This window comes from Paucihalobacter ruber, from assembly GCF_006494535.1.
GTDB classification, from domain to species: Bacteria; Bacteroidota; Bacteroidia; order Flavobacteriales; family Flavobacteriaceae; genus Paucihalobacter; species Paucihalobacter ruber.
This window is the reverse complement of the sequence record NZ_VHIQ01000003.1, coordinates 145,199-160,042: the sequence shown is the minus strand read 5'-3', so window position 1 is coordinate 160,042 and position 14,844 is coordinate 145,199. Positions and strand designations below refer to the sequence as shown.

Genomic DNA, 14,844 nt, shown 5'->3' with positions numbered 1-14,844 from the left:
AGCAGGGGCGAAAACATTTGTATCGAGAACTATCTATTACTATTTTTAATAATGAAATTAATGTTTAAAAACGGTCAATCCTATTTAGGGAAGTTCAAACCTCTAACCTCTAATATCTAACCTCTAATATCTAATATCCCATCCGTTTTATGTCTATAATCTTAATACTATTGCACAGTTAACAAGATCCACCTGTTGTATTTTTTACTGAGTTTGATCTGTGTGATTGATTTTTTCGTACTTTTAATGTAATGCAGATGAACGTGTTTTAAATACTGCCCTGCTAAAGCACATTAATGGTTGTTTTTAAATGGTATGCTAACCAATTAAATTCTATTATAATGAAAACAACTGTTTTAATTTTTGCACTGCTCATTTCTGTTAGCGGTGTGTCTCAAGTATTGCATTCTAAAGACCAAAAGTTTGTGCGCGTTTATGATCTCGACGGCAACAAAGTGCTCAAGGGTAGGTTGTACAGTGTATCCGATTCTACCCTTACCATAAGGTTTACAGATAGCTTACATACTCTAGCAGCGACAGATTTAGGTGCCATCAAGTTTAAGCGTTCAATAGGAAGTAATGCTCTTACAGGAAGTTTAATTGGAGGCGGTATTGGAGCAATAGTTGGAGGTGCATCTGCCGATCCCGACCCCGATAGTTTATTCGGTCAAGCAACAGTGGCCGAAGGAGTGGTATCGGGTTTTGTTTTAGGTCTACCTATTGGTGCAGCCGTGGGTGGCTTAACAGGCCTATTGCGTAAAAAGCGGGAAATTTATATTAATGGTGACCTCAATACGTGGATTACTTTTAAAAATAACGTCTTATCAGGCGGATTTTAAGTGTGATGCTACAATTGCTCATTGAAGTTTCCTGATTTCGGAGTTCAACCTAATAACGTTAAATTTTGTAACGAGCTTTTGGCTTTGAACAGTCTTCTTGCTTAAGACATTAACTTTTTAGATCTCCACTGTATTTAACTTTCGAAAATCAGCGGAAAATTAATTGGAGTCAATCAGTCGCAAATAATTCTCTTTCAAAAAAAAACTAATTTATTTATTTTAAGTTTAATACCATTTTTATTATGATCAGCAGATATACAGCTTTAGTTACAGGTGGTGCAAGCGGAATTGGCTTTGAGCTTGCAAGACTATTTGCCAGAGATGGGCACCATTTAATCCTTGTTGATATGAACCAACCAAAACTCTGCGAGGCCAAACACGCAATAGAAAATGAGTGTCCGGAAATTAAGGTTTATATACTTAATTGTAATCTTGCCCGAGAAAATGCTGCAGAATTTGTTTATAATCATGTTACAACCCATCGTTTCAATATATCCTTTTTAGTAAATAATGCCGGTTTTGGGGTTTACGGTTGTTTTGCCGAAACACCCTGGCAAAAAGAAATGTGCATGTTACAATTGCACGTACTAACCGTTACCGCACTCACTAAATTATTTTTACCGGGAATGATAACGGCAGGTTACGGACGCATATTAAATGTTGCTTCCGTCGCTGCCTTCCAGCCGGGTCCTCTAATGGCAGTCTATTACGCTAGTAAATCCTACATTTTATCGTTTTCGCAAGCTATTGCCAACGAATTGCATACCACCGGAGTATCAATAACAACACTTTGCCCCGGCATTACGGCGACGGGATTCCAAAAGTCGGTTGGTAATGGCGAATCGAAAGTAACACCTAACAGCGTTTTGTGTAGCCATCCGGCTGATGTAGCGCTTAGCGGCTACAAGGCTTTGATGAAGGGAAAATCATTGGTAATACCAGGTATGGTAAATCGCACCCTGCTATTTGTGAATTGGCTTGTTCCACGTTCATTATCTATGTCAATCATACGCAAGGCGCAGGAAAAAATTCATCCAAATGCTGTTTTAGGGAATTAAAGTAAATCTTTGCTGAATATAGTTTCAAAATTTCTGCACACATTCACGGCTATACCGATAGAGAAGGTACAGATCTCTATTGATTCTAAAATTATTGCTTTTACCTCGCCGTTAAATGTTTAATTATTTAAGCTTGCTAAATTCTCCTGACTTTGGAGAATGTGTTATTAAGCCCGCTCGCCGGAGTAGGGTTTTTGAGTTTTTGAGTTTTTGAGTTTGTCGTATTCATTTTTAATCATCATAACTTACTTACAGTTGGATAAATAGGGTGGTAAGGTTAACTCAATTGTAAATTAATGACTAGTTTTTTTTGCTCGCCCTAGCCCTAAAGGGAGCAAACCCGCCTGCCGCCTGCCTGCCGCAGGCAGGGCAGGCAGGAAAAGCTAAGATTGATATGGCTTTAAGTAGTCAACGTATATAAGGGACGTACAACGTTCAAACTTCTAACTTCAAACTTCTAATATCTAACCTCTCACCACCAACTTTCACCTAATGTGGCAGCTTTGTATTACTGGCATGGATATTGACTTAATAATAAGTATAACAATAATTTAAATCACAATAATGAAAAAAACGCTATTAGTATTCAGTTTGTTTGCGGCAAGTTTTGCTTTTTCTCAGGATAATATTGACATCACACCCGAAAATTCCTGGTTCAAGGCCGGATTAACTATTGGCGCTCCCATTGGGGACACGGCTGATTTTAGTTCCTTTACCCTTGGTGCCGACCTTAGAGCACAGTACCTGGTTAATCCCAATTTTGGAATTGGTGTGGCATCGGGTTACAATCACTTCTTTGGTAAGGATGGCGCAGCCGATTTCGGATTAATACCCTTGGCAGGTTTTGCCAGATATTACGCCACCAGTGAAGGGTTGTTTTTTGGAGCCGACTTTGGATACGGTTTTTTAACCAATGCCAATGATAACAGCGGCGGGTTGTACGTTAATCCGCATATTGGATACCACAACGTCAAATGGAATTTTTACGCCTTCTATCAACATACGTTTGCTGAAAACGACATCGATATTCAAGTAGTTGGACTGGGAGCAACTTATAACATTATGTTCTAGAATATTTTAAAATATTTTATAATTAAAGAGAATAGCCTCAGGTTGTTCTCTTTTTTTATTTATAAAAAGTTATGAGCTTTAAGACATCGCTATCTCGATGCTTTGGGACCCTCAAAAGGGATAATTCATATAAAGATAACTCGTACAAAACTTTTAACTTCTAATATTTAACCTCTAATATCTTATATGTTACGTCATAGCTTTTTTTGCTCGCCTACTCCTTTGCTAAAGCTACGGCGCACAGGCTAACCCTAAAGTGAACAAACTCGCCTGCCGCCTGCCTGCCGCAGGCAGGGCCGGCAGGAAAAGCTTTGATTGTTTAGCTTTAACTTTATTGATGAAACTGTCGGTATAAGAAACGCAGTTAGTTTGTCACTCCGAGCGAGCGAGGCACGAGCGACGAGGAGTCTCATCAATATAGGGATAAGGGGTGGGTAAAATCGCAGTTCAGCATTAAATTTCAAACTTCTTGTAAAAATGTTAATTCATTGCCGGCTTTTTTTGCTTGCCTACTCCTTCGCTAAAGCTACGGCGCACAGGCTAACCCTAAAGGGTACAAACCCGCCTGACCGGCAGGCAGGAAAAGCTTAGATTGGTATGGCTTTAAGTTTATTGATGAAACTGTAGGTATAACAAACGCAGGTAGTTTGTCACTCCGAGCGAGCGAGGCACGAGCGACGAGGAGTCTCATCAATACAGGGATAAGGGGTGGGTAAAATCGCAGTTCAGCATTAAATTTTAAACTTCTTGTAAAAAAGTCAATTCATTGCCGGCTTTTTTTGTTTGCCCTAACCCTAAAGGGTACAAAAAAAGCTAAGATTGATATGGCTTTAAGTTTTACTATTAACATGTTATATAATAAATTGACCATAGATTCTCACAGATATAATCCTACGTCTCATAAAAACTAACAGGCCTATTCCCCTCTTGGGAGGGGTTAGGGGTGGGTAATTAACAGTATAGAGTCAATTTATGACCGGCTTTTTTTGCTCGCCCTCCTCCTTCGCTAAAGCTCACATGCCAGAGGCAAGCAGGCGGCAAACAGAAAGTGACCAAGACTAGAAATCGATGAACTTACTGTCCGCTGCGGATGGGATAACCCATTTGCGACCAAACTAAAATCCCTTCATCCAGTATGGCTGTGTTTTTATATCCAAGCCTTCTAAGGGTTTGAATCACTACACCCGAAGCGGCGTGCGGACAGGCACAATAGGCTACCACCCAAGTACCATCATTGGGTATGTGCTGTACAAAGGTTTCAGGATCTTCGTAATATGGAACCGGAGCAGATCCGGGAATGTGTGTTTGATGCCAGGCAGCCGTAGATCGGGCATCCAGGATCACCATTTTTACACTGTCTTTTAAGGCTTCATTTAACTGTTTTGCCGATAAATAAAGACCTTCCCGCAATTTAAAATTGGGTTGCTTACCGTTGGGGTTGAGCACATATTCTTCCGGGGTGGGCATACTAACTACTGCTGTTTTAGGTACATCCCAACCCGACGCCCTACTTCTTAAAAAAGCGGTGACCCCGTCAATCTCTTCCGAACTCAAACTGTCTTTAAAAGCCAACATGGGTGTGCCATCACGACCCTCGGCAATGGCATAACGTAAAAATTGATCTGAGGCAGTGGCCAACAACATCGGATGGCCCAAAGCAGGTGCCAATACCCCTTCGCCTTTGGCACCATGACACGAAGCGCAGGCCTGGGAGTAAATTTTTGCGCCCAATTCTATATCTCCTTTAATGGGGTCATTAGACAATTCAATAGGGTTTTCAATCTCAGCTTTTTCATTGAGCCATTTCAGTAAGAGTTCTATTTCAATGTACTCCAATGGACCTCCTGCTGCTTTGTAGTACCCCGCCATAGCTGTTTCGTTTCTGCCATATTGTATGGTGTAGCGAAGAAAATTATTATTAAAAGAAGTACCCAAAAGAGATTTCGATCGAAGGGAAGGCGCATTGTCTGCAGCATATCCCTCCCGATCTGGTCCATGGCAAAGAGCACAGTATTTAAGATACATGGCTTCAGCATTAGACGAGGCAACACTATCCAGCTTGCCACCAAAAGATATTTTAAGTCGCTCGGCTTGCATTGCCTGTTCTTTTGATTCTTGTATGAATTGCATGCGCAAACCCATAGCATATTCGCCGGGGATGGTAAGGATTTGATTGATTGAATCGAATTGAATGGCTTTTTCCGGAAGTTTTAAATTCAAGGTGTCCCTGGTAGCCTTCAGGTTTTTCACTTCAACCGTCACGCCCAGAATCTTAGATTTTCGATTTTCCGGAAATTCTGAATCAACGTCTTTCTCATCCACACCAAATAGCTGTATTTCCTGATGCCGCTTTACTCGAAATCGCGCTTGATTTTTTAGATTGTCATCTATAATTTCTTCAAAACCCATGTTTTGAAACTCACTTCTGGACTTTTCAAGATCTTTCACAACCAGCTGAATAGCCGAAATACCCACCGCACCATTGGGATGAGAAATAAATTCTCGCTGAATTACGTAAAAGCTGATAAAGTCCGTTATACGTTCGTAGGGAAAGTTTCTAATTTGCATGAAATCAGGTAAAAGTGCCGGGTAGTCTTGCTGTACAAAACGCGTACTCAACATCGTTGCACCACCATCATTCATACCCCAACCGGAAGGTACTTCCTCGGTCATAAAAAGTGACTGAAGGCTATCCATGACAAACTTTTGGGAAGTCAGCCAATTGGATGTTTGTTCTGCGGAAGAACTGGATATTGAATAAGAAAAAGCACCTTGTCCTTGTTTTGTAAAAGAGCGAAAAGCCGCGTTTTTTTCAGATGTTGGCATTGAGTCGGGTAAAGTTACCAATTCAATGTAGCTCATATCCGGAAATTGAAAGAACGAGCTGAAGGCCTGATCGATCAGGCTTTTTTCTAAATCTTTTCTGGGAAGCGAAAAGCCCAGCACATCGGTAAAATAGGTTTGAGCACTGTCTATATCTTCTACGGCAAGCGATATACCATTAATACCATAGCCAAGTGCCATCAATTGTGGTGCTTCTTTAGAAGGCGGTTGTTCAGAGGTACAATAAAAAAGACTGAAAAAAACAGCAAAGAGACCAAAAGTCTTTACAATGCGGGAGGAGGGAAATGGATTCATAGAACTATGTGCTAAATTTCCTCAAGAGGAAAAAGGTTTAGGTCTCAGGTAAATAGTTAACTTTTACTCAAATTTAGTTAAATTCCCGAATTAGTGGTATAGTGGTTAATGAATCTTTTTGATGGACTGCTAATTTTTATTTTCAGAAATATCTGCAACTTATGTTGGCATTAAGTTTCACATGGTATATAATAAATCGAGCACAGATTCACACCGATTAAATCCTAAGTCTTAAGTCGTGTAGTCTTAGTCTTAAGTTTTAATACTTAATACTTAATACTTAATACTCTATATCCTACAACGACACATACCAGTTCATACCTATCCAAAAGGTGTGCTCGGGAGGGCCATTAATAAAGTTGCCCAGTCTGTAGTCTAATCCCAGTTCCAGTTTTTGTTTGGGGTTTAAGGCGTAGCCTAAAAAGGGCATTAATCGCAGTTCGCCTTCGTATTTACCGCTTTGCAGTTCATTGAGGTATTCGGTGCCGGCTTTGATGTAGAATTCGTTGACGTCTACTTCTAAACCGCTTAAGGGCAGTTCGCCCACCATGCGATAGCGCAGTCGGTAGGCGGGTGCTTCGCCCGGTTCGAAGGTTTGATCGGTGGCCAAACGGTGTCCCAATTTAAAGCCTTCGTAGCGGTTGACCCAAATAAGTTGCTGTATGCTGCGATGAATAATCACATTGTTTTCAACCCTGAATAAATACCCCAAATTTAAGGAGGTATTCATCCCTATTTTTTTTCCAATAATGGTGGTAAAATCAGTTAAAACATAGTCGTAGCCTTCTGAGATGTCGCTATTAAACACGCCGCTTTCCATGACCTGTCTAGATTCGGCCTTGAAGTTAATCACGTAGTCTTTGGGCAGTTTTTTATTAAAGGTTAAAGATGGCAACCAGCCCAGTTCATAGCTGCTTTGAGCCTTGGATACCCATATAGTCAGCACCAGTATGCCTGCTATAAAACAGTATTTAATATTCAATGTTGATATCGTTTTTGGTGATGATCTCGGTAGTACGCTCCAATTCTAATTCCTCATTAAACAACAACTCAAACCGCTTGAATGTTTCAGATTCCTTACTGCTAATCACCAGTTCGTATTTAATGATTACCGCATCGGGTATGGTGCTAGAACCAAAAACCGACTTTAAAAGTTGGGGACTTCCGGTGTATTGCAATTGTATTTTTTCAATCTTGAAATCGCCGTAAGCCTGCTCGATGGTTTGTTCAATATTTTTAAGAATGTCAGGTTTCAAATCACGGGCCTTAATTTCAACTTCAACATCTTCCAACACACCGTTTTCAGAGAATTCAATGCTGTAACGCTGACCTTTGTATTTGGTTTTGGCTTCAATAGAGGTGGTATCCAGCCCTATTTCTCTATACCATTTTACCTTAGAGTTGACGGGTGAATCTTTTAAAAACTTGAGCGCATCGGGATGCACGTCATCAGCAGAAATGCGCACCTCCCGCTCGTACTTTTGCTGGGCCATCATCTGGGTATTGCCAACTAGCAGAAGTGATACAAGAATGGCTAAATACAAGAGTGGTGTTTTCATTTGTAAAACCGTCTAATTAATTACAAAGATAACGGTTTGTTGGTTTTTAGGAGTGCTTGTCGATACGATTCCTTGTTCCTCGGAATCAATCGAAGTGACGAAACTTTATCAAGTCGCTAACTACCTTCAGTTCGTGTGAATGTTTGAGCAGGGGCGAAAACATTTGTATCGAGAACTATCTATTACTATTTTTAATAATGAAATTAATGTTTAAAAACGGTCAATCCTATTTAGGGAAGTTCAAACCTCTAACCTCTAATATCTAACCTCTAATATCTAATATCCCATCCGTTTTATGTCTATAATCTTAATACTATTGCACAGTTAACAAGATCCACCTGTTGTATTTTTTACTGAGTTTGATCTGTGTGATTGATTTTTTCGTACTTTTAATGTAATGCAGATGAACGTGTTTTAAATACTGCCCTGCTAAAGCACATTAATGGTTGTTTTTAAATGGTATGCTAACCAATTAAATTCTATTATAATGAAAACAACTGTTTTAATTTTTGCACTGCTCATTTCTGTTAGCGGTGTGTCTCAAGTATTGCATTCTAAAGACCAAAAGTTTGTGCGCATCTACGATCTTGATGACCACAAAATTGCCAAAGGTTTTTTGTACGGTGTATCCGATTCTACCCTTACCATTAGGTTTAGAGATAGCTTGCATACTTTATCAGCAACAGATTTAGGTGCCATCAAATTTAAACGTGCAATAGGTAGTAGCGTTCTTAAAGGAAGTATAATTGGAGGCGTTATCGGGGCTGTTGTTGGTGGAGGCGGATCTTCATCATTAAGATGGAAAGGTGATTTAAGTTATTTAAATGATAATAATTCAACAGGAGATTGGGCAGGAGCAGGAATTATTTTAGGTCTACCTGTTGGTGCAGCCGTGGGCGGATTAACAGGAGTGTTACGTAAAAAGCGCGAAATATATATTAATGGTGACCTCAATACGTGGATTACTTTTAAAAATGATATTTTATCAGGAGGCTTATAAGTTTTATTTGAGCGCTCCGAAGTTTATTAAGAAAGAATTCCTTCAATTTTAAATTGTGTTATTAGTTTTTGAGCTTACCCGCCGGAGCGATAGCGTAGGAGGGTTGATGAGTTTGCTTTGCGCTTTTAGTTGGGGAGTGCTTAATCAAGTTGGGAAATGGGGTGGAGGAGGTTGCTTCACCCCCAACGAAGTTGGGGGTTCGCAATGACCGTCCTTGTTACGCGAGATTTGGCTTTGACGTATCGTCCATCTAAAGGCCAAACAGGCAATAACTACAAAAACAATAAACGGGGGTCATTGCGAACCCGAAGGGTGAAGCAATCTCACCGAGTGAGCCGAATTAGTCATATAAACTCCATTTTCCCGTGACAACTCCCCAAAATAAATTTTATATTTAACCTGTTAAAGTCCAATATCAAATTGAAAGCCGGATTTGTTTACATACTCACTAATAAAAACAATACCACTTTATATGTGGGTGTTACGTCAGTGATTGTAAAGCGCATCAAAGATCATAAGGAAAAGAAGTATCCGCGGTCTTTCACCGCGCATTATAATCTGGATAAATTGGTGTATTATGAGGTGTTGCCATCCATTAGTCTGGCGATAGAAAGGGAAAAGCAATTGAAGGCCGGTAGCCGGGCGAAAAAGTTGGCTTTGATTGAGGGTTTGAATCGGGATTGGAACGATTTGTATGGGGAGGTTTTAGAGAGATTTGGATAGGGTGGATGAGGTTGCTTCACCCCAACAAGTTGCGGAGAGGTTAATAGAGTTGGGAAATGGGGTGGATGAGGTTGCTTCGTCGCTGCGCTCCTCGCAATGACCGTCTTTAATAATTTGAATTGGGAGTGGGTGGATGAGGTTGATTTACCCAAACAAGTTGTTGAGAGGTTAATAGAGTTGGGAAATGGGGTTGATGAGGTTGCCGCGTCGCTGCGCTCCTCGCAAGGACCGTATTTGTTTAGGTTGATTTGGCTTTGACGTAGCGTCTTTCTGTAGGACGGACAGGCATTAACTAAAAAACAATAAGAAGGACGGTCATTGCGAACCCGAAGGGTGAAGCAATCTCACCGAGTCATCATAATCACCCACCAAAAAGCAACAACCATAGAATTAACAAAATTTGCTTAATTTACACTTGCCCTGTCCCCAAAATAAATCCTATATTTAACCCGTTAATTGCAATGATCAGTTGCCCGACAACAATGAACAAACCATCCCAAACCACTCAGGAACAACCTTGGCTCTACACCATTTCAGCCAAGCAAAATGCGCTGTCGCTTAACTTAAAAGAAATTTGGCGCTACCGCGATTTGCTGATGTTGTTTGTTAAGCGCGATGTGGTAACGGTTTACAAGCAAACCATTTTGGGACCGTTTTGGTATTTGATACAACCCTTGTTTACCGCGTTGACCTTTACCCTTATTTTTAATAACGTGGCCAATATCTCTACCGGAACCATACCGCCGTTTTTGTTTAACCTGGCCGGGATTAGCATCTGGAACTATTTTAAAACCTGCCTTACCGGTACTTCCGATACGTTTAAAGCCAACGAAGGCATCTTTAGCAAGGTGTATTTTCCACGGGTGATTTTACCCTTATCGCTGGTGTTTTCCAACCTGGTTAAGTTTGGTATACAGCTGTTTATTTTTGTGGGCTTTTATGTGTTTTACGTTGTTAAAGGCACCGCTGTGAGCCCCAACAGTACGCTGGTGCTGTTCCCGGTAATTGTGGTATTAATGGGACTTTTAGGCCTTGGCCTTGGTATGATTATCTCGTCCTTGGTCACTAAATACCGCGATCTTAAATATCTGGTTACCTTTGGCGTGCAGTTGTTGATGTACACCTCGGCGGTGATGTATCCACTGGCTCTGATGCGTGAAAAACTCCCTCAATATGCCTGGTTGGTTGAGTACAACCCTGTGGCTTATATTGTGGAGTACAGCCGTTATATGCTGTTAAGTGTGGGCGATTTTTCATGGTATGGTTTAGGGTTTACAGCAACCGTTACTTTTGTGATTTTAATTGTAGGCCTGTTGATTTTTAATAGAACGGAGCGGAGTTTTATTGATACGGTTTAGGCAAATTTCAAATGTATAGCCACCAAAAAACATACATCATTTGCACCAGTCCCAAAGGCAATGCCATTTCCAACTATTTCTTTTCATTGGCTAAAGCACTTCATAACAATGGTAACAAAGTAGTAATCGTAGTCGACAAGAAAAATACCAACATTAAAGAATATAACGGTATCCCGGTAGTAACCTGGCCTTCTAAAAGACCAACCAAGCTTAAAGATTTTATATTCTTTTATAAGCTTTGCAAACAGTACAAGCCCGATGTAACTCTTGGTCAATTTGGTGCTACCAATTTGGTATTACTAGTGAGTAAACTGTTAGGCATACGCAATAGATGGGTGTATTGGCACACCATGTTTCTGCAAATACAAACCGACTCAAAATCATCATCATTTAAATTATGGTTGTTAGAGCTTAGAAAAAAATTATTACTGCGAGGTTATGCAACGCAGATACTCACGAACTCTAAGGCTACTAAACAAGACCTTATTCATCATTTTAATTTTAAAGAAGAGCAGGTTAATGTTTTACATTTACTCATCTCTGATTATTTTGAAAATCAACCCATCAAAAGTAAGGCAGATAGACAGTTTGCAGTGGCTTTTGCAGGCAGAATGGATAACAGTAAAGGACAGGAGCACTTGGTAGAGGCCATACCACAAATTTTAGAACAGTACCCAACACTAATGTTTTATTTTATAGGCGACGGCCCTAATCGGGCCGCTTTAGAACAGCGTTGTACAGCTTTAAAAATCTCAGACCACATTCATTTTTTAGGTAATTTAAAACTGGACTTTGTGTATTTATATATGTCTAATGTATTAATACATATCAGTGCCAGTAAGGAGGAGGCTTTTGGATTGGTGAATGTGGAAGCATTATCTGCAGGAACACCAATCATTGCTAATAATGTTGGTGGGATTAAAGATATTCTTGTAAATGGCAAGAATGGTTACTTTTGTGAAAATGATACCTTTCAAATAGACCTTATTAAAAATATAACACAAATTCTGGAGGGCGATTGGAACGCAATGTCTGAATTTGCTCGAAAAGATTTTATAGATAGATTTAAATATCATGACAATAATATGAGCAAACAGCTAAATATTTTAAACAGTTTATTGACATGAGATGATGTTCTATCTTCATTTTTGAATTTTAATGATATAGAAGCACATTTTTAAGAAATATGGTTATAAAACATGAGAAGAAGCATTAGAAAACTTGCCAGAAATTACGGATATGATATCATAAAGTTTAAAAAAAATCAAATGGGGCTATATCCCTTTTACGATATGGCAAAGTTTGTTAAAACTAAGCAACCCATCCTTTTTGATATAGGTGCGAATGTAGGACAAACCATTAAAGACTTTAAAGAAGTTTTTGAATCTTCAACCATCCACGCATTTGAACCTAGTCCTGATACCTTCCAAATTTTAAAAAATGCTACCTCCAATTTTAAAAACGTATATTATTGGAATGTTGGTGTAGCTTCTCAACCGGGGGAATTAATGTTAAATGAATATCAACTCTCAAATACCAATTCTTTTTTAGAAAGTAAAACCGATAACAATGCTCAATTAAAAAAGAAAACGCCGGTAAAAATAATAACCATCGATCAATTTTGTGAAACACATACCATAGATAAAATAGATGTTCTTAAAATTGATACTGAGGGTTTTGAATTAGAAGTTTTTAAAGGTACACACAATTGCTTTGCTGCTCAAAAGATAGGCTTGCTGTTTTTTGAAACTACTTTTAATAATCACCATGATAAGGCTCCAAGGTTTACTGAGCTATGTGATTTCGCCATCGCACAAGGTTTTGAGTTAGTAGCTTTTTACCCTATTGTTTATAGAAATAATATGGCGGCCTATACCAATGTGTTATTTAAACATATGTCCTATATTTAACCCTGTAAATGTAATGACCTTAAAGGAATGATCATTCTCAAAGCCGAAAACATCTCTAAACAATACCGCCTCGGCCTGGTGGGGACCGGCACGCTCAGTGACGACCTGAAGCGCTGGTGGTACCGAGTGCGCGGTAAGGAAGACCCTTTTTTAAAAATAGGCGACACCAACGACCGCAGTACCAAAGGGGATAGTGACTATGTATGGGCCTTGCAGGATATCAATTTTGAAGTGCAACAAGGTGAAGTGTTGGGCATTATTGGTAAAAACGGTGCCGGTAAATCTACCTTATTAAAAATCCTATCCAGAGTTACGGCTCCTACCACCGGTGAAATTAAAACCCGGGGGCGTATTGCATCTTTGTTGGAAGTAGGCACCGGGTTTCACCCTGAGCTTACCGGTAGAGAAAATATTTATTTAAACGGTGCCATCCTGGGCATGACCAAAGCCGAAATCAAGGAAAAGGAAGACGAAATCATTGCTTTTAGCGGTTGCGAGCGCTATGTAGATACCCCGGTTAAACGCTATAGTAGCGGTATGCGGGTACGCTTGGCCTTTGCGGTAGCGGCCTTTTTAGAGCCTGATATTTTAGTAATTGATGAGGTCTTGGCTGTGGGCGATGCCGAGTTCCAAAAAAAGGCCATTGGTAAAATGCAAGATATTAGTCAGGGAGAAGGACGAACGGTATTGTTTGTAAGTCACAATATGGAATCAATTCAGCAATTATGTACAAGGGCTATTGTTCTAAAAAATGGGTTTATTACATTTGACGGAGAAGTTAATCAGGCGATTCATACATATTTGGATAATGACCAAAATGAGAAGAATATAAAAGGGTTTCCATTAATTTTAAAAGATATTAAAATAAAATCCTTTGAAATTCAGAACTCGAATGGCGATAATGTTTCAAGTTTTATATTGGGTATGCCTTATAGGTTCACGCTAAACTTAATAAATGGACAAACCAGCAAGATTATTAATATAAGACTACAATTTTTTGACACTAAAGAAAACTTGATTACTACGTTTAATACTTTCTTTACTAACAATCAACAGTTGATCAACCCTCAAGAAGAGGTTATTGCAACTTGTTCAATAAACAAGTTTTCATTAGGTCCAGGAGACTATAAAATTGGAATACAAATCATTGATTTAAAGTTGATGACAACACTGTTTGATGAAGAAAATTTCGAATTGGTATCAGTAGTCAATGGTGATTTTTATAATAGTGGCAAGATACCGGTTAAAAAGAATTTAGGAAAAGTATTTATTGATACCTCCTGGGACTTTAAAAAGATGGAAAGTGATAAAATTATATAAGAGAGCCAAGAAAAGGATTAAAAAATATTTAAAGGTAGATTTTGATTCTTTAGAATTACTATTTCAAGATAATGATAGAAACGAAGTTTTACGAACTAATGTAATTCAAGGTATTCCTTACAGGAAACAAAGAAAAGGAGGTAAGATATCATATGCTGAATGGGCTCATGTGATAGGTATTTTTCAAACTTTGATTTATCAAAATTTAAAACAGAAAAATGATAATATTATTTTGGATGTAGGATGTGGAACAGGATTGTTGTCTATGGCTTGCCAAGGGGTTGTTCAAGAAAATGGTTATTACTTAGGAATTGATGTAATTGAGCAAAACATTCGGTTTTGTAAGAATCACTATAAAGACAAAGACCATTTAAGATTTCAGCATTTTGATGTCAATAATGCAATGTACTCTCGCGAAAATAATCAATTTAGAAAGCAATGGCCTGTTGAGGATGAAATTATGGATATGGTTACTGCTTTATCTGTGTGGACTCATTTAAATGAAGAAGATGCGTTATTTTATTTTAAAGAAATACATCGTGTTTTAAAAAAAGGGGGAAATGCTATAGTCACTTTTTTTTATTTAGATGAATTATATTTTAACTCTCTTGATAAAAGAAAAGATGAAAAGGGTCGTTTTCATAATACTAATCAGTTAGAATGGATTTTTAATACACCTGCTTATAATTCAGAAAATTGGCTTTATCCAAAACGTTTAAAAATTCCGGAAAATGCAATTGGAATCACAAAAAAGGCATTAGATAAATTATTAATGCATTCAGGATTGACCCTGATAGAATATTATCCGGGAAATTGGAAAGAACAGCCTGGAATTTATTTTCAAGATGTACTAGTTTTTCAAAAGTAG

At 38.8% G+C, this 14,844-nt stretch carries 13 protein-coding genes; 10 read left to right on the top strand and 3 right to left on the bottom strand.

The features are described 5' to 3' along the window. The first annotated feature begins 341 nt into the window (after positions 1 to 341). From FJ651_RS06880 to FJ651_RS06870, 3 genes are all read left to right on the top strand, one after another. Positions 342 to 839: a hypothetical protein gene (locus FJ651_RS06880; protein ID WP_140989744.1), complete on the top strand. Its 498-nt coding sequence runs from the start codon at positions 342 to 344 to the stop codon at positions 837 to 839. A gap of 242 nt (positions 840 to 1,081) precedes the next feature. Then, positions 1,082 to 1,897 (top strand): SDR family NAD(P)-dependent oxidoreductase, encoded by an 816-nt coding sequence (locus FJ651_RS06875; RefSeq protein ID WP_140989743.1) that lies wholly within the window; start codon positions 1,082 to 1,084, stop codon positions 1,895 to 1,897. Positions 1,898 to 2,461: 564 nt separating this feature from the next. Then, positions 2,462 to 2,968: a hypothetical protein gene (locus FJ651_RS06870; RefSeq protein WP_140989742.1), complete on the top strand. Its 507-nt coding sequence runs from the start codon at positions 2,462 to 2,464 to the stop codon at positions 2,966 to 2,968. A gap of 1,074 nt (positions 2,969 to 4,042) precedes the next feature. On the opposite strand, the gene FJ651_RS06865 is transcribed toward FJ651_RS06870, so the two are convergent. From FJ651_RS06865 to FJ651_RS06855, 3 genes are all read right to left on the bottom strand, one after another. Further along, entirely contained in the window at positions 4,043 to 6,106 is a 2,064-nt protein-coding gene (locus FJ651_RS06865; protein ID WP_140989741.1) for a c-type cytochrome, read from the bottom strand. A 295-nt stretch (positions 6,107 to 6,401) separates the two neighbouring features. Beyond that, the gene (locus FJ651_RS06860) at positions 6,402 to 7,088 is read right to left on the bottom strand and encodes a DUF2490 domain-containing protein (protein ID WP_216746101.1); all 687 of its coding nucleotides are present in this window, start codon (positions 7,086 to 7,088) and stop codon (positions 6,402 to 6,404) included. Next, entirely contained in the window at positions 7,078 to 7,665 is a 588-nt protein-coding gene (locus FJ651_RS06855; protein WP_140989739.1) for a hypothetical protein, read from the bottom strand. Before FJ651_RS06855 ends, FJ651_RS06860 begins: the two co-directional genes overlap by 11 nt. A gap of 487 nt (positions 7,666 to 8,152) precedes the next feature. Here FJ651_RS06855 and FJ651_RS06850 point away from each other — a divergent pair, with 487 nt between their 5' ends. The 7 genes from FJ651_RS06850 (at position 8,153) to FJ651_RS06820 (ending at position 14,844) form a co-directional block, all read left to right on the top strand. Beyond that, entirely contained in the window at positions 8,153 to 8,665 is a 513-nt protein-coding gene (locus FJ651_RS06850; protein ID WP_140989738.1) for a hypothetical protein, read from the top strand. Between the two features lie 420 nt (positions 8,666 to 9,085). Further along, entirely contained in the window at positions 9,086 to 9,388 is a 303-nt protein-coding gene (locus tag FJ651_RS06845) for a GIY-YIG nuclease family protein (protein WP_140989737.1), read from the top strand. 482 nt (positions 9,389 to 9,870) lie between these two features. Beyond that, positions 9,871 to 10,746, top strand: a complete 876-nt coding sequence (locus FJ651_RS06840) for an ABC transporter permease (protein WP_140989736.1) — start codon at positions 9,871 to 9,873, stop codon at positions 10,744 to 10,746. Between the two features lie 11 nt (positions 10,747 to 10,757). After that, positions 10,758 to 11,873: a glycosyltransferase gene (locus tag FJ651_RS06835; RefSeq protein WP_140989735.1), complete on the top strand. Its 1,116-nt coding sequence runs from the start codon at positions 10,758 to 10,760 to the stop codon at positions 11,871 to 11,873. Between the two features lie 72 nt (positions 11,874 to 11,945). Further along, positions 11,946 to 12,656: an FkbM family methyltransferase gene (locus FJ651_RS06830; RefSeq protein ID WP_140989734.1), complete on the top strand. Its 711-nt coding sequence runs from the start codon at positions 11,946 to 11,948 to the stop codon at positions 12,654 to 12,656. 27 nt (positions 12,657 to 12,683) lie between these two features. After that, positions 12,684 to 13,976, top strand: a complete 1,293-nt coding sequence (locus tag FJ651_RS06825) for an ABC transporter ATP-binding protein (protein ID WP_140989733.1) — start codon at positions 12,684 to 12,686, stop codon at positions 13,974 to 13,976. Next, a complete protein-coding gene (locus FJ651_RS06820) occupies positions 13,960 to 14,844 on the top strand; it encodes a class I SAM-dependent methyltransferase (protein ID WP_216746100.1) in 885 nt (294 codons plus the stop codon). The genes FJ651_RS06825 and FJ651_RS06820 overlap by 17 nt, the downstream gene beginning before the upstream one ends.